General features: G+C 62.7%; 27 protein-coding genes. 15 read left to right on the top strand and 12 right to left on the bottom strand.

The annotated features are described in order from the left end of the window. The first annotated feature begins 94 nt into the window (after positions 1 to 94). Both RR_RS05490 and RR_RS05485 read left to right on the top strand, forming a co-directional pair. A complete protein-coding gene (locus RR_RS05490; RefSeq protein WP_007188409.1) occupies positions 95 to 769 on the top strand; it encodes a hypothetical protein in 675 nt (224 codons plus the stop codon). Positions 770 to 816: 47 nt separating this feature from the next. Beyond that, positions 817 to 1227: a hypothetical protein gene (locus tag RR_RS05485; RefSeq protein WP_049938745.1), complete on the top strand. Its 411-nt coding sequence runs from the start codon at positions 817 to 819 to the stop codon at positions 1225 to 1227. Positions 1228 to 1235: 8 nt separating this feature from the next. Here RR_RS05485 and RR_RS05480 read toward each other — a convergent pair whose 3' ends face one another. From RR_RS05480 to RR_RS05475, 3 genes are all read right to left on the bottom strand, one after another. Continuing rightward, on the bottom strand, positions 1236 to 1445 hold the full coding sequence (locus RR_RS05480; RefSeq protein WP_004593281.1) for a ribbon-helix-helix domain-containing protein: 210 nt from the start codon (positions 1443 to 1445) through the stop codon (positions 1236 to 1238). Between the two features lie 44 nt (positions 1446 to 1489). Then, positions 1490 to 1660 (bottom strand): hypothetical protein, encoded by a 171-nt coding sequence (locus RR_RS22285; RefSeq protein WP_007188407.1) that lies wholly within the window; start codon positions 1658 to 1660, stop codon positions 1490 to 1492. A gap of 243 nt (positions 1661 to 1903) precedes the next feature. Beyond that, positions 1904 to 3079, bottom strand: a complete 1176-nt coding sequence (locus RR_RS05475; RefSeq protein WP_049938744.1) for a M24 family metallopeptidase — start codon at positions 3077 to 3079, stop codon at positions 1904 to 1906. A gap of 134 nt (positions 3080 to 3213) precedes the next feature. On the opposite strand from RR_RS05475, the gene crtD reads away from it, so the two are divergent. The 7 genes from crtD to RR_RS05440 all read left to right on the top strand — a co-directional run bounded on the left by crtD (position 3214) and on the right by RR_RS05440 (position 9371). Then, positions 3214 to 4701 carry a carotenoid 3,4-desaturase gene (gene crtD, locus RR_RS05470; RefSeq protein WP_011222958.1) on the top strand — a complete coding sequence of 496 codons (1488 nt, stop codon included), beginning with the start codon at positions 3214 to 3216 and terminating at the stop codon, positions 4699 to 4701. Between the two features lie 3 nt (positions 4702 to 4704). Then, entirely contained in the window at positions 4705 to 5589 is an 885-nt protein-coding gene (locus tag RR_RS05465; RefSeq protein WP_007188404.1) for a prenyltransferase, read from the top strand. After that, a complete protein-coding gene (gene cruF / locus RR_RS05460) occupies positions 5582 to 6463 on the top strand; it encodes a bisanhydrobacterioruberin hydratase (protein ID WP_004962658.1) in 882 nt (293 codons plus the stop codon). The genes RR_RS05465 and cruF overlap by 8 nt, the downstream gene beginning before the upstream one ends. Positions 6464 to 6544: 81 nt before the next feature. Beyond that, on the top strand, positions 6545 to 7381 hold the full coding sequence (locus RR_RS05455) for an RAD55 family ATPase (RefSeq protein WP_007188402.1): 837 nt from the start codon (positions 6545 to 6547) through the stop codon (positions 7379 to 7381). 133 nt (positions 7382 to 7514) lie between these two features. After that, on the top strand, positions 7515 to 8387 hold the full coding sequence (locus tag RR_RS05450) for a hypothetical protein (protein WP_007188401.1): 873 nt from the start codon (positions 7515 to 7517) through the stop codon (positions 8385 to 8387). After that, complete coding sequence (locus tag RR_RS05445) at positions 8380 to 9015, top strand: hypothetical protein (protein ID WP_011222957.1); 636 nt, start codon at positions 8380 to 8382, stop codon at positions 9013 to 9015. Before RR_RS05450 ends, RR_RS05445 begins: the two co-directional genes overlap by 8 nt. Before the next feature lie 32 nt (positions 9016 to 9047). After that, positions 9048 to 9371, top strand: a complete 324-nt coding sequence (locus tag RR_RS05440; RefSeq protein ID WP_004593290.1) for a transcription factor S — start codon at positions 9048 to 9050, stop codon at positions 9369 to 9371. Here RR_RS05440 and RR_RS05435 read toward each other — a convergent pair. The 3 genes from RR_RS05435 to RR_RS05430 all read right to left on the bottom strand — a co-directional run bounded on the left by RR_RS05435 (position 9368) and on the right by RR_RS05430 (position 11635). Beyond that, positions 9368 to 10153 (bottom strand): winged helix-turn-helix domain-containing protein, encoded by a 786-nt coding sequence (locus RR_RS05435; RefSeq protein WP_049939131.1) that lies wholly within the window; start codon positions 10151 to 10153, stop codon positions 9368 to 9370. The two genes, RR_RS05440 and RR_RS05435, sit on opposite strands and share 4 nt — an antisense overlap. 360 nt (positions 10154 to 10513) lie before the next feature. Next, complete coding sequence (locus RR_RS22280) at positions 10514 to 10660, bottom strand: hypothetical protein (RefSeq protein WP_171814230.1); 147 nt, start codon at positions 10658 to 10660, stop codon at positions 10514 to 10516. 702 nt (positions 10661 to 11362) lie between these two features. Next, complete coding sequence (locus RR_RS05430; RefSeq protein WP_004962674.1) at positions 11363 to 11635, bottom strand: DUF7553 family protein; 273 nt, start codon at positions 11633 to 11635, stop codon at positions 11363 to 11365. Between the two features lie 179 nt (positions 11636 to 11814). On the opposite strand from RR_RS05430, the gene RR_RS05425 reads away from it, so the two are divergent. The 3 genes from RR_RS05425 to RR_RS05415 all read left to right on the top strand — a co-directional run bounded on the left by RR_RS05425 (position 11815) and on the right by RR_RS05415 (position 14585). Beyond that, the gene (locus tag RR_RS05425) at positions 11815 to 13125 is read left to right on the top strand and encodes a phosphoribosylglycinamide synthetase C domain-containing protein (RefSeq protein ID WP_011222954.1); all 1311 of its coding nucleotides are present in this window, start codon (positions 11815 to 11817) and stop codon (positions 13123 to 13125) included. 91 nt (positions 13126 to 13216) lie between these two features. Next, positions 13217 to 13468 carry a DUF7127 family protein gene (locus tag RR_RS05420; RefSeq protein ID WP_004962681.1) on the top strand — a complete coding sequence of 84 codons (252 nt, stop codon included), beginning with the start codon at positions 13217 to 13219 and terminating at the stop codon, positions 13466 to 13468. Positions 13469 to 13574: 106 nt separating this feature from the next. Then, positions 13575 to 14585 (top strand): DUF368 domain-containing protein, encoded by a 1011-nt coding sequence (locus RR_RS05415; RefSeq protein ID WP_011222953.1) that lies wholly within the window; start codon positions 13575 to 13577, stop codon positions 14583 to 14585. A gap of 5 nt (positions 14586 to 14590) precedes the next feature. On the opposite strand, the gene RR_RS05410 is transcribed toward RR_RS05415, so the two are convergent. Together RR_RS05410 and RR_RS05405 are read right to left on the bottom strand one after the other, a co-directional pair. Beyond that, a complete protein-coding gene (locus RR_RS05410; protein WP_049938739.1) occupies positions 14591 to 15694 on the bottom strand; it encodes an NADH:flavin oxidoreductase/NADH oxidase in 1104 nt (367 codons plus the stop codon). 98 nt (positions 15695 to 15792) lie between these two features. Then, the gene (locus RR_RS05405; protein WP_011222951.1) at positions 15793 to 16758 is read right to left on the bottom strand and encodes a beta-ribofuranosylaminobenzene 5'-phosphate synthase family protein; all 966 of its coding nucleotides are present in this window, start codon (positions 16756 to 16758) and stop codon (positions 15793 to 15795) included. A 121-nt stretch (positions 16759 to 16879) separates the two neighbouring features. Between RR_RS05405 and ilvD the strand changes: the two genes are divergently transcribed. Then, a complete protein-coding gene (ilvD, locus tag RR_RS05400) occupies positions 16880 to 18607 on the top strand; it encodes a dihydroxy-acid dehydratase (protein WP_011222950.1) in 1728 nt (575 codons plus the stop codon). Positions 18608 to 18669: 62 nt separating this feature from the next. On the opposite strand, the gene RR_RS05395 is transcribed toward ilvD, so the two are convergent. Then, positions 18670 to 18912, bottom strand: coding sequence for a hypothetical protein (locus RR_RS05395; RefSeq protein WP_004962695.1), 243 nt, complete (start codon positions 18910 to 18912; stop codon positions 18670 to 18672). Positions 18913 to 19238: 326 nt separating this feature from the next. On the opposite strand from RR_RS05395, the gene RR_RS05390 reads away from it, so the two are divergent. Continuing rightward, positions 19239 to 20591 carry an ATP-binding response regulator gene (locus RR_RS05390; protein WP_011222949.1) on the top strand — a complete coding sequence of 451 codons (1353 nt, stop codon included), beginning with the start codon at positions 19239 to 19241 and terminating at the stop codon, positions 20589 to 20591. Here the strand turns inward: RR_RS05390 and RR_RS05385 are convergent. Then, a complete protein-coding gene (locus tag RR_RS05385) occupies positions 20588 to 21307 on the bottom strand; it encodes a metal-dependent hydrolase (RefSeq protein ID WP_011222948.1) in 720 nt (239 codons plus the stop codon). The two genes, RR_RS05390 and RR_RS05385, sit on opposite strands and share 4 nt — an antisense overlap. A gap of 253 nt (positions 21308 to 21560) precedes the next feature. Here RR_RS05385 and RR_RS05380 point away from each other — a divergent pair, with 253 nt between their 5' ends. Further along, entirely contained in the window at positions 21561 to 22760 is a 1200-nt protein-coding gene (locus RR_RS05380; RefSeq protein WP_011222947.1) for an ABC transporter substrate-binding protein, read from the top strand. Here RR_RS05380 and RR_RS05375 read toward each other — a convergent pair. Beyond that, positions 22757 to 25336, bottom strand: coding sequence for a heavy metal translocating P-type ATPase (locus RR_RS05375; RefSeq protein ID WP_011222946.1), 2580 nt, complete (start codon positions 25334 to 25336; stop codon positions 22757 to 22759). The two genes, RR_RS05380 and RR_RS05375, sit on opposite strands and share 4 nt — an antisense overlap. 140 nt (positions 25337 to 25476) lie before the next feature. Beyond that, entirely contained in the window at positions 25477 to 25740 is a 264-nt protein-coding gene (locus tag RR_RS05370) for a hypothetical protein (protein ID WP_004962707.1), read from the bottom strand. Positions 25741 to 25836 lie beyond the last annotated feature (96 nt).

Raw genomic sequence — 25836 nt, 5'->3', positions numbered from 1 at the left:
GTGGACGCCGTTTCACAGGCGAAACAACGACAGCACGCGTGTTTCCCGTTCGCGACCATTTATTCGCGTCAGGCTCGTACAGAGGCGTATGCCAATGAAAGGTCAGAGCGAGGCGACGGAGTGGCTGGAGACGAACCGCTGGGAGCGCGGCGTGAGCTACATTCCGTACCCCGACGAGATGATGGTCCGGGCGAGTCACGTTCTCAAAACGGATGCCGGCGTGTTCGTCGCCGACCCGATAGACGTCGACGGTATCGACGACCTGTTCGCGGAGTTCGGCGAGGTGGCTGGCGTCGTCATTCTGTTAGACCGACACAAACGCGACAGCGCCGCCGTTGCGAATCGACACGACGTGCCGGTGTATATCCCCGACTGGATGTCAGGTGTCGAAGAAGATATCGACGCACCGGTTGAACGCATGCACCAACAACTGCCGGGCACGGACTACGGCGTCCACAAGATCATCAAGAACTCGTTCTGGCAAGAAGCCGCGCTGTATGGCGACGAAGACGACACGCTCGTCGTCCCAGAAGCGGTCGGGGCGGCGGACTACTTCCTCGCCGGCGACGAACGACTCGGTGTCCACCCGATGTTGCGCCTGTTCCCGCCGAAGAAGCTCACGCGGCTTGACCCCGAACGAGTGCTGGTCGGGCACGGAGACGGTGTGATGGAAGACGCCGCCGAGGCCATCGACTACGCGCTTCGCGGGTCCCGCGGCCGAACGCCGGGGCTGTACGCGAAGAACCTCAAGTCGCTCGTGCTCGGCTAAATCGGGTCAAACGACGCCGTTTTACCCGGGCCGTGCGAAAGTATGGCGTGGTCTACGTCACACGCGGACTCGTCGAGACGCTGTTACGGCTCGCCAGCGAGGCCGAACCTGACGACGTGACGATTTCGCTGGCCGTCACGCCTGCTGGAGAGCTTCCTGACACAGACTTGCCGGACGAGACGCCGGTGTTCACTGACTTTTATCTCCCCTCAGCCGGGGCCTCAGTGAAGGCAGTGTTCGGCGTCGACCTGGGGACGCCAGCCGGCCAGACGCAGGGCCGGTTCGTCTCCCATCCCGAGGGGTACATGGGTGTTAGCAAGACCGACGACCTGCATGAAGTGATTTTCGTCGGCATCCCGCCGTGGGATATCGACACCTTCGGAGCCTTTGACAGAGCCGGGCAAGCGCAGGATGTCACGATTCTCGACATCGAGCCGCCCGAGAAGTATCCGCAGTAGCGACCCAGCTACTCCAAGTAGCCCAGGTCTCGCAGCTGGTCAGTGATATCCTGAAACTGCGCTTCGGTCAGTTCCCCTTCCCGCTGGTGTTCAACGACGATACTCCGGAGCAGGAACCGGACGAGGTCGGACGTACTGGAGAAACTCGTCCCTTCGATGGTCTCTTCGACGCGCTCCGCGAGGTCCTTCGGAATCGATACTGTGGTGTAATCAGCCATATCGACACGGAGGTTTGCCTGCGGGATATGCGTTGTGTCCCAGTTTAGCGCGGGTCCGTGGCCTCAGTGTCGAACTGGCCCATCGTGGCGTGATTGGTCGGCGAGAACATCTTCGGCGCGCGGCGGGACCGAGACTGGTCGTCCGCGTTGTCAAAGGGCAGTGTGGTTGTCGGGTACGAGTCCTCGTTTCGGGGGGTCGTGATTCGTGTTGTCATCCTAGGGGTCGTGTCGGCCGGCGTCTGTGGTTTGTAGGCAGTGCAGTGTGGGTGTCGCGTGCAGGGCGTACATCTGATACAAGCATTGGGTACCACCACCTTTTGACCCATCCATAATAAATGTTCATGATGGTGGCGCAGAAATATTGTTGTGTGGTAACAAGCCGGTTGAAAAGGAGTATCATAGAGTAACGGCGGCCAGAATGAAACTGCAACTATAGCTTTCGGGCCGATTCAATTACCTCAGACCACAAACTGGATCTCGTACTCGGTCAAGTTTTCGTAGCCGTCGGCAGTGACGACGGCGATGTCCTCGATTCGGACCCCGCCGACAGCAGAGTCGTAGAGGCCGGGCTCGATAGTGACGATGTGCCCCGGTTCGAGTTCGCCGCCGTTCGGCGCCAGCCGTGGAAGCTCGTGGACGTCCAGCCCGACGCCGTGGCCTGTGCTGTGGATGAATCCCGTCTCCGTTCGGTCGTCGTCACGCAGCGTCGGTTCGCCGGCGTCCTCGTACACGTCACAGACCGCGTCGTGTACGTCCGCGCCGGTCGCACCGGGTTCCAGCGCGTCGAACGCGGCCTCCATCGCGCGTTCGGTCAGGTCGTACCACTCGCGCACCGTCTCGCTGGGCTCGCCTTTCACAAATGTCCGCGTCATGTCGGCGTGGTACTTCGTCGCCTTGTCCTTCGGGAAGATATCGATGATAACCGGCTCGTGGGCGACGAGCGGCCCGCTCCCAGAGTCGTGAGGGTCCGCAGCGTCCGCCCCGCAGGCGACGATAGTCTCGTCCAGCGAGCAGCCGTGCCGGAGCAGCGTCACCTCGATCTCCTCTTTCACCCGCTCGCTCGTCAGCGTCTCACCGTCAACTTCGAGCGTCTCGTCTTCGGCAATGTCCGACGCTTCGAGCAGCGATTCAGCAGCCTCCATTGCCGCCTCGTTGGCCCGCTGTGCCGTCCGGACGTAGTCGACTTCTGTCTCGGTCTTGGTTGCTCGGATCTCCGTGACGATGCCGTCGGTGTCTGCCGACACGTCGACACCACGTTCGCGCAGGCTGTCTGCGGTCCGGAGCGGGAACCGCGGCGGGACGGCCACGCTATCTACGTCATAGGCCGCGAGGAAATCTGCGAGAACGTGTGAAACGGCCTCGTCAGGGCCGTACTCCTCGACTTTGCTCTGGTGGTCGAAATCGACGTAGCGTTCGACGGTCTCGGCCCGCGACTCGCGCTTGGCTCGGCCGAACTCCAGACTCCGCGGGAAGAGCAGATGTGTGTCACCGTCGTACAGCGTGATGAACGGGTCCGGCGCGTCGAAGCCGGAGAGATAATACTGGTCTGACACCTCAGAATCCGCATCGAGGAGGTAACCGTCGACGCCGGCGTCATCGAGATATGCGTCCAGTGCTGTGAGGTCAGGTTCCATACGTGTCAGTCTGGCCCCCATCCCCATATACGTCTCCCACTGAGTCGCTCGGTGGCCCGATATATGACCACGAATACCATACCGATGTAGTTTGGCCGCTCATTTATTGACGCTCCAGCCCCTCAATACTAGTAATGAGTGACTTGTCCGGTGAAGACGTGACTGTCGTCGGTGGCGGCATCGGTGGGCTCTCCGCTGCGTGCTATCTGGCGGACGCAGATGCGAACGTTTCGCTACTGGAGAAAAACGAGCAACTCGGGGGTCGCGCCTCCCGGCTGGAGGTGGATGGGTTCCGGTTCGATATGGGTCCGTCGTGGTATCTGATGCCCGACGTGTTCGAGCGCTTCTTTGCGTACTTCGGCAAGGAGCCACGCGATTACTACGACCTCCAGCGGCTCGACCCGCACTACCGGGTCTTCTTCAAGGACGGCGACCAGATCGACGTGACCGGCGACAACGACCAGATGGCCCAGAAATTCGAGGAGTACGAACCCGGTGCGGGCGAGGCCTTCCGGGACTACCTCGCGACGAGCGAACGCCACTACGAGACGGCGATGAACAAGTTCGTCTATGAGGACCGCTCGGAGCTGCGCGACTGGGTCGACCTCGACGTGATGACTGCCGCGCCGGTCGGCCTCCAGCTCATCGGCACGATGCAGAGCCACGTCGAGGACTACTTCGAGCACCCGAAGCTCCAGCAGATCATGCAGTACACGCTGGTCTTCCTCGGTGGCTCTCCGCGGACGACGCCAGCGCTGTACAACATGATGAGCCACGTCGATTTCAACCTCGGCGTGTACTACCCCGACGGCGGCGTCGGCGCGGTCGTCGACGGCCTTGTCGAACTCGGCGAGGAACTCGGCGTCACCTACGAGACCGACGCCGAAGTCAACGAGATTTCCCGGCGGAAGGATGGATTCCTCGTGGAGACAGTCCACGGCGACACGACCCACCCCGACGAAGTGGTTGTCAACGCCGACTACGGCCACGCCGAACGGGAACTCCTGCCCGACCACGAGCGCCAGTACGACGACGACTACTGGGACGACAAGACGTACGCGCCGTCCGCCTTCCTCATGTACATGGGCGTCGAGGGCGACGTGGAGCCCCTGAAGCACCACACGCTCGTCCTGCCGACGGACTGGGACCCCCACTTCGACGACATCTTCGACGAGCCCGCGTGGCCCGATGACCCGGCGTACTACCTCTGTGTGCCCTCGAAAACCGACGACACCGTCGCCCCCGACGGCCACTCGAACCTGTTCGTCTTAGTCCCCATCGCGCCGGGGCTGCACGACGGCGACGAGATCCGCGAGGAGTACCGCGAGAAGGTGCTTGCCGACATCGCTGACAACACCGGCGTCGACCTGCGCGACCGCATCGTCTACGAGAAGCAGTTCGCCGTCTCCGACTTCGGCGAGCGGTACAACGCCACGGAGGGCACAGCTCTCGGGCTGGCACACACACTCCGCCAGACCGCCCTGCTGCGACCCAACAACCGCTCGTCGGCCGTCGACGGCCTCTACTTCACGGGGTCGTTCACGACGCCCGGCATCGGCGTGCCGATGTGTCTCATCAGCGGCGAACACACCGCGGAGGCGCTCATCGAGGATATCGCCTGAGTAATGCCCGAACTCCCGACCGACCGCATTACCGCCGTCATTCCGCCGGAGGAGACGCTTGTGGGCTACCTGTTGCGGCTCTCCCGGCCGCGGTTCTGGCTGTACCTCGGCGGCCCGGTCATCGTCGGCGTCAGCTACGCGGCCGACGGCCCGGGAGAGTTGTTCTCGCCGCTGGCTATCGCGCTGTTTCTGTACTTCACCATCCCTGGGAACGTGTTCCTCTACGGCGTCAACGACATTTTCGACGCCGACATCGACGAGCACAATCCCAAGAAAGACGAGGGCCGGGAGGTCAGCTACCGGGGGGACAGCGCTATCACAGCCATCGTCGTCGCCAGCGGCGCGCTCGCGTTACTGTTCGTTCTCGGGCTGCCGACGCTCGGGGTCGTGGCCCTGCTCGCCTGGATTGGGCTCTCTGTCGAGTACTCGGCCCCGCCGCTCCGGTTCAAGACGACGCCGTTCCTTGATTCCATCTCGAACGGCCTGTACATCCTGCCCGGTGTCATCGGCTACGCCGCTATCGAAGGGGTGGCCCCGCCAGCGACAGCGGTCGCCGGCGCGTGGCTCTGGGCGATGGGGATGCACACCTTCTCGGCGATTCCCGATATCGAACCCGACCGCGAGGCCGGCATCCAGACGACGGCGACGTTTCTGGGCGAGTCAAACACCTACTACTACTGCGTGATGTGCTGGCTCACGGCCGCGTTCGTATTCACCTACACGCACTGGGTATTCGGCCTGATACTACTCGTCTACCCCGGCCTTGTCTTCGGGATTCTCGGCATCGGCGTCGACATCGACGAGGCGTACTGGTGGTATCCTGCGATCAACACCGTCGTCGGCATGGTGTTCACGCTCATTGCGCTGTGGGTGATGCTGTATGGGTAGTGGCGAAGACCGAACGCTGGCGGGCTGGACGCTCCCGGAGACAAAGACCGACGCGACCGCGCAGTTCGACCAGTTCGTCACCGAGAACCGATTTACCATCGCCGTCGTTTTCCCGCTCGTCGGCGCTGTCACCCTGCTTGCCAGCGCCGAGGGACTGTTGCCCGACCCGCTCGCGTTCAACCCCTACTTCGTCCTGTTCGGAACGTTCGTGATGCGACTGCCCCTCGTGGCCGGCGTCTTTCCGCTCGTGGACCGCCGTGCCGGGCTGGCGCTGGTCGCGCTGACGCTCTACTCCTACGGCATCGAACTTGTCGGTGTCCGGACCGGCTGGCCCTACGGCGAGTTCATCTACGGCGTCGACCTCGGCCCAATGTTGCTCGGTGAGGTACCGTTCGGGCTCCCGGTCTTCTTCTTCCCGCTAGTCCTGAATGCCTACCTGCTCGTCCTGCTGTTGCTCGGCAACAGGGCGGCGTCAACCGCGGTCCGGCTGCTGGCGACGCTGGCGACGGTCATGCTCGTTGACCTCGTGCTTGATCCGGGTGCTGTGGCCATCGGCTTCTGGATCTACGAGATGCCGCAGTTCTACGGCGTCCCGTGGCAGAACTACGCCGGCTGGCTCCTGTCGGGATCAGTCGCCGTCCTCCTGTTCGACTTCGGGTTCGACCGCGCGGGGCTCCGCCGGCGACTCCGGGACTGCCCGTTCATGCTCGATGACCTGGTGAGCTTCGTCCTGCTGTGGGGCGGTATCAACCTGTTTTACGCGAACTGGGTACCGGTCGGTCTGGCCGCGCTGCTGGGGGCTGGCCTCCTCTGGACGGACCGCTTCGACTTCGACCTCTCAGAAACCCGGCTCGGCCGTGCCGTCTGGCGGTGACCTCGTGGCTTGCTGTTGCCCGCCTGTCACGACCGCCGAGACAGGCCAAGCGTTTAAGCAACCACGTAGGTAGGTGGACGTATGGATCGAATCCCGTTTGGAATCCGCCAGCTTGATTCCATCATCAACGGTGGAGCGCCCGCGGGGAGCGTCGTCCTGCTCTCCGGCGAGGCCGGCGCTGGCTCCCGGGAGTTCATGCATACGAGCGCACTCATCAACGGGCTCGAACAGGTAGACACGGAGCTGCACGACCTCTACTACGGCGACCGCTCGCCGGACGCTGTCGCCCCGGACGAGGTCCACTACATTTCGTTTACGACAAACGAATCGCAACTGGTCAGCGAGATGCGGCTGGCGATGGACGACGATGTGGTCGATAAGGGGAGCCGGGCGGTCGAGTTCCACGACCTCTCAGAGCGATATTTCCACATCAGTCCGGTGCCACGGGAATGGTACGCCAGCGAAACCGCATCGATCACCGACCTCCGGGCGCGGCACGAGCGGGAGGACCTGCTCGGGACGCTCGGCATGGTGCTGAACGAGGTGGCGGCGAACAACCTCGTCGTCATCGACTCGCTATCGGATCTTGTCAGCGCCATGGGTGAGGAAATCGAGTGGTCGGACATCAGCTCACTCGTTCAGGGGCTTCAGAAGGCGGCCCATCAGTGGGGCTGTCTGCTCCTCTTGCACATCAATCCCGAGACGCTGTCGACGGTGCGACACGGGCAACTCGTCGACGCCTCCCACGGCACGATGGAGTTCGCGTGGGAATCCGGCGGCTCCACTCGCGCCCGAACCCTCGTCGTCCAGCAGTTCCGTGGCGTCCTCTCACAGATCGAGGACGAGGACATCGTGCAGTTCGAGACTGAACTGGGCGATGCCGGCTTCGACATCAGCGACGTGCGCAAGATTCGATAGCGATAGTCGGCGGGACAACTGGCTGTAGCTGTCGGCAGAGAACAACGAGAACGCTGCTGCGTGGTCGCTTCCACTCTCGGTATCTGAAATCGGCGGTAAACCCTTATCAGTGTTGTTCGTCAAGGGTGTCGTAATGTCCTCCGAGTCGACTGATGACGGGGGAGTGTACGTCGAGCTATCTGCAGATCTAGACGAGTGGCTGACCGAGCAAGCCGAGGCACTCGGCGTGCCTCGCGACGCCGTCATGGAGCAACTGCTGGCCGCATACATGACAACAGCCGATTCGGACGGCGAAATGGGCGACCACCTCCAGCCGTCGTCGGACGAACTGGATGCCGTCGTCGCCGCAACCGTAGACGAGAAGCTGAACGGCTCAGTCGAAGCGGCGACCGAGAGCGCTGTGAGTGCCCAGATCCCCGATATCGTCGATACGGTGGAACGCCAGCTTGCCGATCGGTTTGACGCGCTCGAAGCGGACTTTCAGACGAAAATCGACGACGTTCGCGAGCGCGTCGTGCAGGTCAAACGGGAGGCTGACGCGAAAGCGCCGGCTGACCACAGCCACGAGGAGTTCGACCGCATCGAGGCACTCTCACAGGAGATTGACGCGATGGAGACGGAACTCACCGCGCTTCGAGGCGATCTGACCGATTCGGTCGAAACGCAGGACGAGCGAGTCGCCGACATCGACGCCCGTCTCGACGATGTCGAAGACAAACTCACTCGCGTCGCCTGGGTCGTCAGCGACCTCCGCGACGACCATGGCGGCCGGGACCAGAACCAGAAAGCGGTCGACCGGCTGAAACGCGCCGCGGCACAGGAGAACATCTCGACGGCACGGTGTTCGAACTGTGACGAGCAGGTCGATATTGGGCTCCTGACCGAACCCCAGTGTCCGCACTGCAACACGACAGTGTCGGACGTGCGACCCGAGGGCGGCATTATCCGCTCGAAGGCGCGGCTGGTGGCCGCAGCACAGCTTGAACCGGGCGAGACCAATGAGTGACGACGAACGAGACCCCTTCGAAGAACTCGATTCTGGCGACGAGCGCGAGGGCGACCCGTTCGAGCGCCTCGATGCGGGGCCTGACGGCGCGAACGACTCGACAGACGCACGCCAGCCACCCGACGATAGCTGGACCGACATCGAATCGAGCGACGAACCGACCGACGATATGTCCGAGACGGGTCCCAGTGCAACTGATGATGACGACCTGCTCTCAGCCGTCGACACGGAAGAGTTTCGTTCAGATTCGGTAACTGACTCTGACAGGCCACTTTCTGGATCGTCACCCGATTCAGATGACCCCTTCTCGGGAATGGACGAGCGCGGCGAAGACCCCTTCGGGAGCGGCGAAAGCGCGTTCGAGCGGGTCGATGTCGACCACATCGACGCGGATAAGGTGTGGGCAGAAATCGCCGCGGACGACGATAACGAAACCACACCAGAGAGCCGGTACGCGGAGGTGTCGAAACACCGCTACTGTGAGCAGTGTGAACACTTCTCCGCGCCGCCGAACGCACACTGCACGAACGACGGGACCGAAATCATGGAGTTCCTCGACATGGAGACGGTCCGGCTGCTGGACTGTCCGGTGGTCGCAGAGCAACACGAGATCGAAGACGAGCAGTAACGGCTTTTTGCCTCGGTGTCGGACGGGCGTGTATGCAGTTCTGCGACGACTGTGGCTCGATGATGCACGCCGATGGTGACGAGATGGTCTGCCAGTCCTGTGGCGCGCGGGTCGCGAAAGACGAGGACCGCGCGGCGGCGTTCGTCAGCACGGACGAACAGAGCGACGACGAACTGATAGAGACCGAGGAGGGGTCGAACTTCGAGGGGAAGCCCACGGCCGACGACGTGACCTGTGAGGAATGCGGGCACGGCAAAGCGTGGTACACGATCAAACAGACCGGGTCAGCCGACGAACCGCCGACGCGATTCTTCAAGTGTCAAGAATGTGGCCACCGGTGGCGTGAGTACAACTAGAGCAGCGAATCTAGAATCCGGAGCTCTTCGTCCTCGGATATTTTCTCGGAGTCCATACACGCGTGGACAACCTTATGGACGAGTTCGGGGTCCTGAAACGGGTCGGATTGCGGCGATCCGCCGCCATCCGCGATGGTTTCGACCTGCCCTTCGAGCTCGGCCAGTTGTTCGGAGAGGTCCTCAACAGTCGACTGGAACGTTGTCAGTGTGGTGTTCACCTCGCCGGCTGCTGTTTCGGCCGCCGCGATAGAGGACTCGGTGCTGTCTGACGCGGTATCTGGTTCTGACACCCGACCGTCGGCGTCATCTGGGGTGTCTGTTGACTCCGATGATTCGCTGTCGGATGCTGGGGTTTCGGTCTTACCGGAGGGGGTCGCCGACCCGGTCTCCTGCTCGCAGAACACAGCGTTTGCGAACGCCTCGCGGTTCGTCCAGTCGAACCCGTCGATGCCGTTGACGCGATTGCTCACGGTCGAAGCGGTGACGCCGAGCGTTTCTGCGAGATCTCGCTGGGACGCGGTGGGGTGTTGCTGAATTGCCCGGAGCGTCTCGCGCTCTGTCGACGAGAGGTCCTCGGGGGCCGGGTGCGACTGTGACCCCGCCGACGGTTCAGCCGGTGACTCGTCGGACGAGTCCGTCTCGTCGGTTTCAGCCGGGTCGCCGTGTTCTTCGAGGACCCGTTCGACCAGTTCCGCTGTCGCGCTCGGTACTTCGGCCGCAAGCTCTGCGATGGACGCCTCAGGGTTCTCGGCCGCTACGTCGAGTATTTGTTTGTGACGCATCGATTTGGGGGCCGTTTGGCCCTTCGTTGATTTGCTCATTGATATCACCACGTAGGGAAGGTGCCGCCACCCAATTCCCCCAACCTGATATACATTTGACCGAAACCAACGGAATTGTCAAAAGCTTTTGGTTAGACACAAACATTAATTAACATGTTATTTAATCAGACCGTGCCTGAATTTCGGTAACACAGACTATGCAAAGCGAGGAGGCAGGTGGGCTCCGGTCGAACGGGGAACGGTCGGTCAAAACAGAATCTGAGCCTTCTGAAGGCATTTATTCAGGGCAGGGCAACCCAGAGTCATGTACCGCCGTCGTGTTCTGGCACTCTGTGGACTGGCTATCATCGGTGCTGGATGTCAGGGTGAGACTGCTGACACCGAAACAGTGACGCCGGTCCGGTCGCCGGTCGTCAGCGAAACTGATACCGGGCCGCCGCCCGCGGTGACGGTTACCGACGCCGCGGTGATGCCCGGCGTCGTGGTCCCGGGTACCGACTCTATCACTGTCCAGCCAGCCGACGGCCAGTTCCTCGTGCTGACAACAACTATCCGGGGCTCGGGAGTAGACCGCACCGCGTTTTCACTCAGGTTCGACGGGTCGACGTACAGCCCCGAGACGTTCAGGAACGGCCTGTATCGCGATGGCGAGTGGGGCCGACAGTTCACCGAGACCGGTGGGCCGCTGGTCTTCAACCTCCCCGAAACCGGCTCAGCCAGCGATACTCAATTGTCCTGGCCCGGCGGGAAGTGGACGCCACCGGAGGCAGTTCGAGACCGACTCCAAATCCCGCTCCCCTCGTTCGATATCACGCTTGGCGGGCCAGAGCAGGTCACCGAGCCCGCCAAGCCAACGCTTTCGATAACGGTCACAAACACGGGCGACACCGCTGGTCGGTACGTCATTGCACTCAACCGAACCGGTCCACGCGTCGCCTACGCGCCAGTCGGCCGGTTTGACGGAAAACTGAAGCCGGAAGAGACAGCGGTCATCACGCACGACGGTAAAACACCGTACGTCGACGATACGGAACCCCGCGAAGTCATCTACCGACTACGAGCCCCGAAAGGCTCAACGACGCGACACACCGAATCAAGCCGGTCGACGAGGAAACCGCAACCGAATCGTAGTGCTCTATCGCGTTCGAAAACCGACTTTGCCTCGCAGAAAGTCACCAGACAGCCATGCGCTGGCGCAGAAGCGCCGCCTCAGACTCCTTCGAGGTCGGACCGGTACTCGTTGATCTTGTCGTCGGCGTCTTCGATGGCTTCGGTCACGTCGTCCGCGTCACCGCTACTGAGGTCGTTGAGCGCCGACTGGATGCGGGCGAGTCGACCGTGGTCCGGGCCGCGTTCGTCAGTCGCAAGACTGTCAAGCTGGTCGGCGAGTTCGGCGAGGCGTTCGCTCGCCTCATCGCTGCCAGTGTCTTCGGCCGCCGATTCGAGCAGTTCACTCGCGGACGCGAGTTCGTCGCGTGTCATACGTGGCAATTTACAGATGGGGACTAAAACGATTCGGCTTACGCGAGCGGGTTTATTTAAATAAGCAATGGGTGTCCAACGGGCCGGCATGACACTCCTGCGTGCAACAATCGCGATAAGGATGACCCGCGGTCGGCACGACGGACAACGTTTACCCCGCACCCGCTCGCAGACGTGCTATGGCAAATTTCCTCTTCTGTTCGCTGGACGCAGCGCTCATCGGCGACATTGCGTGGCAGGTCACCGAGGAGGGACACGACGTTCGTTATTACATCGAGGCCAACAGCGATCAGGAGATCGCCGACGGGTTCGTCCCGAAAACTGACGACTGGCGAGAGGACCTCGACTGGGCTGATGTCGTCATCTTCGACGACATCTGGGTGGGCAGCGATATCGGTACCGGCGAAATCGCACGGGAACTCCGAGCCGAAGGTCACGCCGTCGTCGGCGGGACGCCCAATACGGACGCGCTCGAAGAAGACCGCGGCTACGCGATGGAGATACTCGAAGACCACGGTGTCAACACTATCGAGCACCACGTCTTCGAGGACTTCGACGCCGGCATCCAACACGTACAGGAGAACCCCGCCCCGTACGTCATCAAACCGCTTGGGGAAGTCCAGAACGTCAAGCGACTCCTCTACGTCGGGAACGAGGACGACGGCAGTGATATCGTCGACGTGCTTCGTGCCTACAAGAAGGCGTGGGGCCATCGGATGAAAGGATTCCAGCTACAGCGGAAAGTTGCGGGCGTCGAAATCGCCGTCTGCGGGTTCTTCAACGGCGACTCGTTCGTCGAGCCAGTCAACTTCAACTTCGAGCACAAGAAGTTGTTCCCGGGCAACATCGGTCCCTCGACCGGGGAGATGGGAACCTCAATGTTCTGGGCCGGCCGGAACGAACTGTTTGAAGAGACACTCGGCAAGGTGGAAGGCTGGCTCGCCGACGAGGGGTACGTCGGCAGCATCGACATCAACTGTATCGTCAACGACAGCGGGATCTATCCGCTGGAGTTCACGCCGCGCTTTGGTTATCCGACCATAGCGCTCCAAGAAGAGTCGTTTGAATCAGAAACGGGCCAGTTCTTCCTCGATCTGGCACACGGGCGCGACCCGGACTTGAAGGTCCATCGTGGATATCAGGTCGCGGTTCGGGTCGTCCTCCCGCCGTTCCCATTCGACGACGAGGAGACCTACGATGAGAACTCCCGCAACGCCGCGGTCGTCTTCGAATCCGACAGCCGTGAGGGCATCCACATCGAGGACGCAAAGCGGGTTGATGAGCAGTGGCGGGTCGCCGGCGAGAGCGGGATGCCGCTGGTCGTCACGGGCAAAGGCGAAACAATGCAGGCGGCCCGCGAGCAGGCCTACAAGCGCGTCGATGCTATCCGTATCCCGAACCGCTACTACCGCGACGACATCGGCGAGCGCTGGATCGACGGCGACGGGGATCGGTTGCAAGCGTGGGGCTATCTCGGCCCGGCCCTGTAAGGACAGAGTGCCTGCATTGTCTTGCACCGCGCCCTTTGGCACGCGCCGAACGGGGACCTTTATGTGTGTAACACATACTCATGGATGACGAATGGATGCACAAACTGAACGGTCGCCGCTACACGTCTCGCACACCGACCACGACGACGGCTGGACGGTCGCCGTCGACCTCGACTCACTTCAGGTTAGCGACGACCACGTGACAGTTGACATCATCGGAACGGAGGCTATCGTGGCCGTCGACGCCCCGCACCTCCAGACGGAGTTCGACATCGACCTGCCGGCCGCCGGCGCAGTCCAGACACTCAGGAACGGCGTGCTCACGCTATCGCAGCGGAGCTAGCGCTGTCGCGGACTACTTGTTCAGCCGCAGTTTCGTCGTTGTGATAGCTCCATAACACGATGGGACTCCACAAGGGATTTGAGCGTGATGCTGGAAGCGTTCAGTGATGACCACTCATCCTGACCGGGACCCAAGCGACCTGCCGACGATTCGGGGCTCGGTGCCGCCGCTCCGTGCGTGGCTTCGAACGTTTCTCATCGGCCTCTGTATGGGCAGTGCCGATGGCGTCCCCGGCGTCTCTGGCGGGACAATCGCGCTTATCGCCGGGGTCTATGAGCGACTCATTGCTGCGATTACCGCCGTCACCCCGGGCCGGATAGTGCAGTTCTTTCGCGCACTCGCTCCCGTTGACGGCGGTGTCGATGTCCGTGGCGCGTTCTCCGAACTCCTCGAAATAGATATCTGGTTCCTCCTCGCGCTGGTCGCCGGCGTCGCCACCGCTGTCGTCATCGTGACACGAATTGTCCACATCGCCAGTCAGGAGACGCCGGCACTCCTCTTCGGATTCTTTTTCGGGCTCATCGCCGCCTCAGCGATAGTGCTACTGCGAAGTCTCACAGTCGACTCCCCATTTCAGGCCGGGGCCGGCGTCGTCGGCTTTCTGGTCGCATTCTACGTGTCCGGCGTCTCGAACGCCGCCACAAATGGTGGCGGCCTCGCACTGGTCTTTTTCGCCGGCATGGTCGGCGTTAGCGCGATGATTCTGCCCGGTATTTCGGGGTCGCTGTTGCTCATTATCCTCGGCCAGTACACCCGCATGTCGACGGCCCTCAGTGAGTTTGTCGACGCGCTCATCGCGCTCGTTACTGGCGGCCCAACCGAAGACGTGACCACGACCGCCGTGCCGGTCGTGACGTTCATTCTCGGCGGACTCGTCGGCTTGTTCACCATCGCGCGCGTCGTCCGGCGGGCGCTTGATTACAACCGCCGGGCCACGCTGGCCTTCCTCGTCGCGCTCGTCGTCGGCGCGCTGCGCGCCCCCGTCGTGGAAGTGCAGGACAAAGTGGGTTTTTCGACGGACGTGCTCATCGCGTTCGTCGCCGCTGGTGCCGTCGGCGCGGCCTTCCTGCTCGTGCTCGACTGGTACGCCGTCGACCTCGACCTCGATAAGGTGTAGGGCAGTCAGAAGCCCCAGGCGCGACGGTACTGTGGCGGCCCCTCTATTTCGTCGGTCGCGTCGAGTTCCTTCGCAGCAGTCATCGTGAAGTACGGGTCCCGGAGGTGTTCGCGGCCGACGATAGCCATGTCGGCCCGGTCATTAGCGATGACGGCTTCGGCCTGTTCGGGCGTCGTGATGCCGCCGACAGCGCCGACAGCAATGTCCGACTCGGTTTCCGCTCGAATCTGCTCGGCGTACTGGAGTTGGTAGTTCGGACCGGCGTAATCGGGGCGGGATTCGGGGTGGATGCCGCCGCCGCTCACGTCGATGAAGTCCGCACCGATGTCGGCGAGTCGGTCCGACAGGCGCACGGAGTCCTCGACGGTCCATGCGTCGCGGTCGGGGAGCCAGTCAGTCGCCGAGATACGGACGAACACCGGCTTGTCGTCGGGCCAGACATCACGGACGGCAGCGGTAACCTCCCGTGTCAGTCGCGTACGCCCCTTGAAGTCGCCGCCGTAGTCGTCCTCGCGGTGGTTCGTCACTGGCGAGAGGAACTGATGCAGGAGGTAGCCGTGAGCGGCGTGGACCTCTGCAACCTCGAAGCCGGCATCGAGCGCGCGCTCGGCGGCGGTGCGGAACGAGTCGATGACAGCCTCGATACCGTCCTGGTCGAGCGCTGTCGTCGGCGGTGCCTCAGTGTCCTCGTACGGCCACGGGTCGTCACTCGGGCCGACGACTTCCCAGCCCCCGTCGTCGGGCTGGAGCGGGTCGTGCCCATCCCACGGTCGTTCGATGGATGCTTTCCGGCCAGCGTGGGCCAGCTGAATGCCCGGGACGCTGCCCTGTTCGCTGATGAACCCCGTAATCGGTTCCAGCGCCGCCGCGTGCTCGTCGCTCCAGATACCCAGGTCCTCCGGCGAGATGCGGCCGCGAGCTTCGACGGCGGTCGCTTCGGTCATGACCAGCCCCGCGCCGCCGACGGCACGGGAGCCGAGATGTGTCCGGTGCCAGTCGGTGGCGAGGCCGTCGCGGGCGTCACAGGAGTACTGGCACATCGGTGAAACCATGACGCGATTCGGGACTGTCGTCTCGCGGAGTTCCAGCGGTGAGAACAATGCAGTCATCGCCGAGGATTCGCTGGCGAGACGGATAACCGCACTGGCGGCTGCAAGCATCGTCGTTAGTTCCGGCGACTGGTACTGAACGGCCCGCCGCTTGGCCCCTATTCAGTCAGCGACGCACCGGTGTTCCGGGGCGCGACAACGCGAACCGTTCCGTCGACATCGGCCGCATCGAGTGCCAGCACACCCGCGTCACGGGCCTCCGATTCGTAGTCCGCTGTCGTCAGTCCCCAGACGGTTGGCCCCCAAGAGCTCTGGCCGGCCCCGGAGATGACCGGGGCGCTCGCCAGTGAATCGACGAGTGCGCCGGCTGGCGGGCGGTAGACGCCGCCCTGTTCGTCAGCGTACCACGCGCCGTTGAGTCGGCCCAGCCGCGCCGCGGCCTGCCCGAAGTCGTCGTGGTCTCTGGTAGCAATCGCAGGAAGAACCCGGCGAGTCAGTAACGTCGAAATCTCGTCGGCGATGCCGGGGTCGGCGCGCTCAACGGCCTGCCGCATACTCTGGTCTTCCGCACTCCCGCTCTGCCCGGGGTCGGTGTCCGGGACGACGATAACAAAACGCCAGTGTGCGGGCACGTCGTGATGCGCCAGCACTGGCGGCACATCCCAGTCGCCTTCCGCTGGGGGTTCGGCCGTGAACCGCTCCGTTGGGTGACCGCCGTCAACGATGAATCCGCCCGACTCGAACGCGGCTACGCCGACGCCGCTTCGGCCGCCCCGTCCCAGTTGCGGCGCGTAGGTCCGTGCGTCAGCGGTCCGGTCGTAGGCCCGAACGACGGCGATGAGCGTCGCCAGCGAGAGCTGTGTGCCGCTTCCGAGGCCGACGTGTCGCGGGAACCGCTCCTCGACGGAGACAGCAGCGCCGGGAACGTCAAGCACGTCGACGACGCGCTGAACGTACGGCTCGGTCGCCGGGTCGTCACACTGGACTGTGTCGGCTCGTGTCGCCTCGACGGTCAGCCGCGGCTCGTCGAGGGCAAGCCCGACACCGCCATAGAGGCGCTCGTGGGCGAGCGAGAGGTTCTGAAACCCGAAATGAAGTCGCGCAGCGGTCGTGACCGTCGGCATACCGCGGCGGAAGTTCCCGACGGAAAAGAACCTGCTGTCACCGGTGGGTTTCGCCGTGCTCTCATGTGGGACGTTAGCGTGAGTACAAGTTATTTAAGGTTGCCCATGGCCTCGGTGAAATATGAGCAATCAGGAGCGGCAAGAACGTCCGGAAAAAGACCCGGACCTGCGGAGTACCGAGGTGACGGAGGGATACGAGAAAGCCCCCCACCGCGCGATGTTCCGCGCGATGGGCTACGACGACGAGGACCTCTCCTCGCCGATGATCGGCGTTGCGAACCCCGCTGCCGACATCACGCCGTGTAACGTCCATCTCGACGACGTGGCCGACGCCGCCTACGATGGTATCGACGACACCGAAGGGATGCCAATCGAGTTCGGGACCATCACCATCTCCGACGCCATCTCGATGGGGACCGAGGGGATGAAGGCGTCGCTCATCTCGCGTGAGATAATCGCCGACTCAGTCGAACTCGTCACCTTCGGCGAGCGCATGGACGGCATCGTCACCATCGGCGGCTGTGACAAGAACATGCCTGGGATGATGATGGCCGCCATCCGGACGGACCTGCCCAGCGTCTTCCTCTATGGCGGCTCCATCATGCCCGGCGAGCACGACGGGCGTGAGGTCACTATCCAGAACGTCTTCGAGGGCGTCGGCGCGGTCGCCGACGGGGAGATGAGCGAAGGCGAACTCGACGAGATGGAACGCCATGCCTGCCCCGGTGCGGGCTCCTGTGGCGGGATGTTCACCGCCAACACGATGGCATCTATCTCCGAAGCGCTCGGTTTCGCGCCGCTCGGGTCGGCCTCCCCGCCGGCCGAACACGAGTCCCGCTACGAGGAAGCCCGCCGAGCCGGCGAACTCGCCGTCGAAGTAGTGCAGGAACGCCGTAGCCCCTCAGACTTCCTCACCCGCGAGTCCTTCGAGAACGCCATCGCCCTGCAGGTTGCGGTCGGCGGGTCGACCAACGCCGTTCTCCACCTGCTCGCGCTCGCGGCGGAGGCCGGCATCGACCTCGATATCGAGACGTTCAACGAAATCAGCGCCCGGACGCCCAAAATCGCCGACCTCCAGCCCGGCGGCGAGCGGGTCATGAACGACCTCCACGAGGTCGGCGGTGTCCCGGTCGTGTTGCGGGCCCTGAACGACGCCGGCCTGCTCCACGGTGACGCGCTCACGGTCACGGGCAACACAATCGCAGAGGAACTCGAACAGATCGACCCGCCAACAGTCGAGGACCTCGATGTGGACTATCTCAACACTGTCGAGGACCCCATCCACGAGCGCGGTGCAATCCGCATCCTCTCCGGCAACCTCGCGCCCGACGGTGCGGTCATCAAAATCACCGGCGAGGACCACCTCCACCACGAGGGGCCGGTCCGCGTGTTCGAGCAGGAGGAAGGAGCTATGGAGTACGTTCAGGAGGGCCACGTCGAGTCCGGGGACGTGATCTGTATCCGCAACGAGGGGCCACAGGGCGGCCCCGGGATGCGCGAGATGCTGGGCGTCACCTCGGCTGTCGCCGGCCAGGGCCACGCAGAGGACGTGGCGCTGTTCACTGACGGCCGCTTCTCCGGCGCGACCCGCGGCTTCTCTATCGGCCACGTCGCCCCCGAGGCGTTCGTCGGCGGCCCAATCGCCGCTCTGGAGGACGGTGACACCATCACCATCGACATCGACGACCACGAACTGTCAGTCGACCTCACCGAAGATGAGATGCAACAGCGCCTCGAAGGCCACGACCCAGAACCGACGTACGACAGCGGCGTACTGGCCAAGTACCACAATGATTTCGGCTCCGCGGCCAACGGTGCGGTGACGAACCCCGGCGCGAAGTGGGACTGAGAGCCTAACGACCTCAGGGTTTTTATCGGACCGAACAGCGCTGTCAGTCCGGCAGTACAGACTTATTTCCGTGTGACCGTGATGAGGCCCTCTTTGAGCGCCGCTTCGAACCGCTCGTCCAGTGTCATCTGGTCCCAGCCGTCCGGCTGGTTCTCCGTGGCGATTGTAGAGAGCGACTCAACCAGCGACCTGTGGAGGAACCGTCCGTTCTCGCCGCACTCGCTGCAGGTCCTGATGATCGACCGAACCTCGAAGTTTCGCTCGACGGCGTCCTGACATCGGGCGCACACGTACGTTTCGGACACACCTAGCTATACGCTGTCCGGATACTCGGTTGTTGTGAATCCTTTCATCTGACCATCATTACTGGCTATTGGCTGTCCCGTCGACAGCTCTTTCTATCGAACATCACCGTACGGTTCTCTGGTCAGGAGGCAGGTACCGTGCCATGAAATTGCTCCATAGTGTCCATTCAGCCCAGTTAACGGGCACACACAGAAGATGACCGGTCACTGCGAACACCGGTGTCCAGTATCGGTCGTAGAGGCTCGTCCCGTTGTTGCTTCCTGTCGCATCGTCATCATGACTACTAAACATATTTACAATCCCAGTACAAATCGTGGGCGTGTTGATGTCCCCGCCGACTGTCCTCCTCATCGCTACCGAGACTGCTGCCGGAGAGCAGTTACAGGCGGCACTTGAACAGGCAGCAATCGACGCCACGGTCGATACGGCTGAACCCGAATGCGTCGATACAACGCTGCTACGTACTGCGGTTGACTGCCTCGTCGTCCCGGTGACGTGTGAGGGGATGGCGGGCGGACACCTGGCGGAGGCGGCTACGGGACTCTATCCGGACCTCCCAGTGATCATGTACGGCAGTGCGGCGGACCGTGGAGGCCATATTCAGACGGTCGCTGCCGACGATCTGGGTTCGCCGGAACTGGCAGCCGCAGTCGGTGAGGCGCTCGAAAACAGTGAGACAATGGCCGCACGGCCGGCTTCCCGGCCGGAGACGATCCTCGCCACGATGTTCGAACGGAACTCCGAACACCTGTACGTAAAAGACACTGACAGGCACTATCTGCTGCTCAACGATTCCTCGTACGCACCCCCGGAACTGCTTGGCCGGCGAGACGAAGACGGACTCCCCGCCGGGGCGACGTATCTGGATGCAGCACGCGGCGACGACTTACAGGTCATCAACGACGGGACCGACATCCTCGATGTCCATGAGTTCTCGCCGTCAATGGGGAAACACCTCCGAACGTCGAAGGTCCCCTGGTACGACGAAACCGACGAGCTGGCCGGCCTTATTGGCATTACGCAGGATGTCACCGACCAGAAGGAACGCGAACGCCTCCTCAGGCAGCAGAACGAACGCCTCCGGAAGGTGGCGTTGCTGGCCGCACACGAACTCCGAAACGAACTGCAGGTATCGACCGGCCATCTCTCCCAAATCGAGGCCGATGACGAGCACGTCGACGCAGTCGAGCGTTCTATCGACCAACTCTCCGGGATTGTTGATAAGGTCGTCTCGCTGGCCTCAAGTGATTCGCCGACATTCGAACCCGAACAACAGTGGCTCTCGACGGTCGTCTGGGACGTATGGAGTTCGCTGTCGCTCGAAGCCGCGTCGCTTGAAGTAACATCTGACAGGCGACTGCTGGCAGACGCGGAGTCGATGCGCCTGTTTGTTGAGATTCTGCTCTCGAACGCTGTCGAACATGGCGGCCCCGACGTTGCGATACGCGTCGGGGCCACGTCGTCTGGATTCTTCGTCGCGGACGATGGGCCCGGTGTTGATGTCTCGCCACCGGAGCGGGTGTTCGAGGCGGGGTACGCATCGGAGAAACAAAACAGCGGGTTCGGACTCTACATCGCCAACCGGATCGCAAAAGAACACGGGTGGTCGCTGTCGGTCGGTGACAGCGAGAACGGCGGCGCACGGTTTACCGTGACTGACGTGGAACGACCGGATTAAAGCTCGAAGGTCTCGTCGCCGTCAAGGACGTGAACGTCGGCATCGCTTCCGGTGCCTTTGACCTCGTTCACGAAGTCTTGCGTCTCGATTTCGATGGGTGGGAACGTGTCGTAGTGCATCGGGAATGCGTGGTCGACGTCCAGCCAGTCGACAGCAACGGCAGCCTGCATCGGTCCCATCGTGAAGTGGTCGCCGACCGGCACCGCCGCGGCGTCCGGTTCAAGGAACGGGCCGATGACGTCGCGCATCTCCGTCATGAGACCGGTGTCGCCGGCGTGGTAGAACGTCGTCGACTCTGCGTCGCTGACCTGTGTCGGCTTCGTATCGGAGATGATGAACCCGCCTGGCATCCCGCCGCTCGCGCCGTAGCTGGTTTCCATGCCGTTCGTGTGGTCTGCCCGGTGCATCGTGACGAACGCGTCGCCGATTTCGACGGTGCCGCCGAGGTTCATCCCCATGCCGCCGACGGCGTTGAACTCGCCGAAGTTGTCCTTGCAGTACTCGACGACCTCCGGCGTCGCCACGAGCCCACAGCCCTCGTAGCGGTCCACGTCGCCGATGTGGTCGGCGTGGCCGTGGGTCAACAACACGTAGTCCGGGCCCAGTTCTTCGGGGTCGGTGTCTGTGTGTGGGTTATCGAAAAACGGGTCGATGAGCAATTCGGTGTCGTCGACTGTCACGTGCCACGTCGAATGGCCGTACCATGTGAGTTCCATACCGGATGGACGCTACTCGTGGCGTCTACTTAATATTACAGTGGACTGGCTCTGTGGTGTCCGAGCGAGAGACCGGTCCCAAGCTATCACCGCTGGCAGCACCCAGTCATGGTGATTATCCGAAGGGTCTTTCAGCGTGTTCCCAGTCTGTCCGTTTGACTGCACTGGCCCCACCGGTAGCCACGCTTCGATGGGAGCGTTCTATGGGACGGGAACCGAAGCCGTTTTATATTTTTTAGGCTAGCCTAAAATCATGTCGAGTAATTCAAATGACCAGTCGGAGCTGACACGACGCGAATACGTCACCTGCGGCGGGACGGTCCTCGCTGGAGGACTGTTGTCTGGGTGTACGGGAAGCAGCGGCTCAGACCCGTCGGACTCGGAGACTGCCACGGAAACGGCCACAACAACAGCAACGGAGTCCAAACCGGCGGAGACGGCGGCCACGGACAAGCCTTACCGCGTCACCGTCGAACCAGTGGGAGAGGTGTCATTCGAGACAGTGCCACAGACGTGGGTCGCAGAAAACGCCAGCTGGGCCGATATGGGCGTCGCACTCGGCCTGACCAAACCGAGCGCGGTCGTTCTCAGCGGGGAGTACCGCACGTGGCATTACGAGGACGTGCCGGGACTTTCACCGTCGAAAGAGGACATGGTTTCACTCTGGCAGGACGGTATTTCGAAGGAACTACTACTCGAAATCGACGCCGGTGTTCACTTCATCGACCCCAACTACATGGTGAATCTCATCCCGAACTGGGACCGGTCGGATGTCGAGGAGATGCACGAACGCGTCGGCCCGTTCTGTGGGAACACCAGTTTCTCGACGTACTCCTGGCATGAGGACTATCCGTACTACAGCCTGTACGAAGCGACCGAGAAGGTAGCCGCAGTGTTCCAGCGACAGGACCGGTTCCGGGCACTCTCAAGTCTCCACGAAGGGTTCCTCGACCGATTGCAGGAACGGCTCCCCCCGGAAGACCAGCGTCCGGAAATCGCGCTCCTCTCGCCGGGGTCGACCGAGCCGGAGACGTTTTATCCGTACCGGCTCGGGGACCGAACGGCATACAAGCACTGGCGCGACCTGGGGGTGAGCGATGCGCTCGCCGGGAGCGAGATCCAGAGTTTCACGTCCGACCGAGGGACGATCGACTACGAGCCGCTCCTCGAAATCGATCCGGAGGTGCTGTTGCTGTACACGGACACCCATCGGACGGATACAGCGTTCGAGGACACGTACCGCTCGTTTCTGCAGGACCACGACACAGCAAGCCAGCTCACTGCCGTGCAGAACGGCGCTGTGTACCCGGCTGGCGGGATGTACCAGGGACCGATTATCAACCTCTCGAAGACAGAGCGAGCCGCAAAACAGCTGTTCCCGGACGAGTTCGACGAGGAAGAGACGCTGTATGACCGCCAGCGAATCGCGGACATCCGCGCCGGCGATATCTAACCGTCGCCGCTCTCCGACCGGACTCGTGAGAGCCGCAGCGCGTTCCCGGTCACGGCCGTTGTCATGCCGGCGTCGCCGGCCAGCACAGCAGCCCAGATGGGAACGACGCTGAACGGCACGGCGAGCGCGAGCCCAGCCTTGACCGCCAGGCTGGCCCAGATGTTCTGCCGGATGACGCCGTTCGCGTCGTTCGCCAGTTCGTACAGGTACGGGAGCCTCGAGAGGTCGTCACTCATCAGGGCGATGTCGGCCGTCTCAAGCGCTGTGTCCGTGCCAGCGGCCCCCATCGCGACGCCCACGGTCGCGCTCGCCAGTGCCGGCGCGTCATTGATGCCGTCTCCGACCATCGCGACGTTTTCGTACTCGGCAACGAGGTCATCGATAGCGGCGACTTTCTCGTCGGGCAGGAGTTCGGCCTGATAGTCGTCGATTCCGACCTCCCGGGCGATAGCCCCCGCAGTGCGCTCGTTGTCGCCGGTGAGCATCACCGTCCGCTCAACACCCAAGTCCCGGAGCCGTGAAACGGTGGCTTTCGCCGCCGGGCGTACCTCGTCGGCGACGGCGATGATGCCCTCTATCTCTTCGTCCGTGCCCACGATGACGACCGTCTTCCCTTCGGCCTGAAGCTCGGGGACGGCGTCTTCCAGCAGGTCCAGACAGTTGTTGCGCTCACAGAGCTGCTGGGCCGTTTTTGTGACGACGCCGCCATCGGTAGTGGCGTGAACGTGTGAGAGGTCGAAGCCGAGCTCCTCGAACAGCCCCGGCTTCCCAGCGTAGTGGGGCGTCCCGTCAAGGTCCGCCCGGACGCCCTTGCCGGTGATGCTCTCGAAGTCGTCGACATCGGCGCTCTCCACGCCAGCGGTCCCCGCCTCAGCGACAATGGCCTCGCCGATGGGGTGTTCGCTCCGCTGTTCGAGCCCGCGAGCGCACTGCAGAACTCCTTGTTCGGTGTTCCCGTTCAGCGGAACCACGTCGGTGACGGTCAGTTCACCTTTCGTCAGCGTCCCCGTCTTGTCGAAGGCGACCACGTCGACATCACCCATCGCTTCGAGGTGGTTCCCGCCCTTGATGAGTACGCCGTTCTTCGCGGCGCTGGTGATACCTGAGACGACCGACACGGGCGTCGAAATAACGAATGCGCAGGGACAGGCAAGCACCAACAGCGTCAGTCCGTGCACGACCGCGGTCGACCACGCCACCCCGAATACGGCGGGAGACGAAAGCGTCACAAGAACGGCGAAGGCGACGACGACCGGCGTGTAGTACGCCGAGAAGCGCTCGACGAACTGCTCGCGCTCGGTCTTGTTCGACTGGGCGTCTTCGACCATCTGAACGATGCGCGAGAGGGTGTTGTCGCTGGCCGCCGCCGTGACCTGCACTTCCAGATACCCCTCTTCGTTGATGGTTCCAGCGTACACCTCGTCGCCCTCGGTCTTGTCGACCGGGACGCTCTCGCCGGTAATCGGGGCCTGATTCACCGCGCTGGTTCCGTCGATGACCTCACCATCCATCGGAATCTTCTCGCCGGGCCTGATGACGACGACATCGCCGACCTGTACGTCATCGACAGGCAGGACCTCCTCGGCTCCGTCACGTTTGACCGTCGCTTCGTCGGGCGAGAGGTCCATCAGTTCCGCAAGCGAGTTCCGCGCGCGGTCCATCGAGTACCGCTCTAGCAGTTCCGCGATGCTGAAGAGGAACGCCAGCGTCGCGGCCTCGAAATACAGCGCCTCGCCGAAGGCCAGACTGGCGGTGAGCGCGCCCAGAATGGCGATAGACATCAGCAGGTCGATGTCAAGATTCCGGTTTTTCAGGGAGTAGTAGCCGCCACGCAGGATTTCCTGGCCGCCGGTCGCTACCGCGATGAGAAACAGGATATCGGCGACGTGGAGCGGCGAGCCGAGCACGCTTCCGACCTGCGCGTTCGCGCCGCGCAACAGGAACTCGAAGAGGAGGCCGAAGGCCACGAACACGCCGCTGGCCCACGTCTTCAGCGCTCTCGAACTGGTCCAGAGCGAGCCGTTTTCGTCCGGCTGTCTGGTCCCCGTGTCGTCCTCGCCCGTCGTCTCCGTGACCTCGTAGCCGGCACTCTCGATAGCGGCCACGAGGTCTCCTTCCGTCGTCGCGTCCCGGTCGTACGTGACAACGACCGTCCCGGTGGTCGGGCGTGTTTCGGCGCTTCTGATGCCGTCGACCCCACCGAGCGCGCTTTCGACCTTCCCAGCGCAGGAAGCACAGTCCATCTCCGGAACGCTGAATCGCAGCGTCTCGCCGCCGTCGTCTGGGACGGTGTAGCCCGCCGCCTCGACGCGCGCCGCTATCGCATCCACGTCCGTCTCAGTCTCGTCGTACTCAACGGTGAGTCGACCCGTTGTTACCTGTGGGTCAACGGCCTTGATGCCAGACAGTTCACGGACGCTCGACTCCACCTTTCCCGCACAGGAGGGACAGTCCATCTCCGGGACGGACAGCTGTGCGACGTGGGGCCCATCATGCGAGTGCGTTGCTGTAGGGGGACCGTCGGCACTCGCGCCGCCACACGCACCGCCATCCGAACAACCGTCGGACTCTGTCATTACCGGGGCTAGGCTACCCTGTCTTATTAATTCGGCTGCTAAAAACAGGTCCAACGGTGCAATAAGTTAATAAAATATTCCGATTGAGATATTAAAACGGGCAGTATCGACTCTACATATAGCCGGGGCGGTCGCCACTCTCAGTCGAACGGCGTCGTCCGCGTCGGCTTCCCCTGTGCGTACCGGATCCAGCGCCGCATATGCCGGCCGACTGCCCAGAACAGTACCACTGTCATTGCCAGTAGCGCCGACAGGAAGACGATTCCCAGCCGTATCGGTTCCTCGGTCGGGAGGCCGATGAGCAGGACAATCGTCCCGACGAGTGCCATCTCGACACCACATCGCAGTCCGGGCAACACGAACCCCGGTGTCGGCGTGTTCGTTCCCGATGAATCCTCTGCCATGCGCCCCCGTATGCAATCGGGACGATTGTAGTTTGTGCCCGCTTGCGGGCCGAACTGAGAGTCAGCGCACACGGCAATCAGGCACTCTGGTTGCGG

The sequence above is a fragment of the Haloarcula marismortui ATCC 43049 genome (genome assembly GCF_000011085.1).
Taxonomy (GTDB): Archaea; Halobacteriota; Halobacteria; order Halobacteriales; family Haloarculaceae; genus Haloarcula; species Haloarcula marismortui.
The sequence above is the reverse complement of the archived record's forward strand: the minus strand, read 5'-3'. Positions and strand labels throughout refer to the sequence as shown.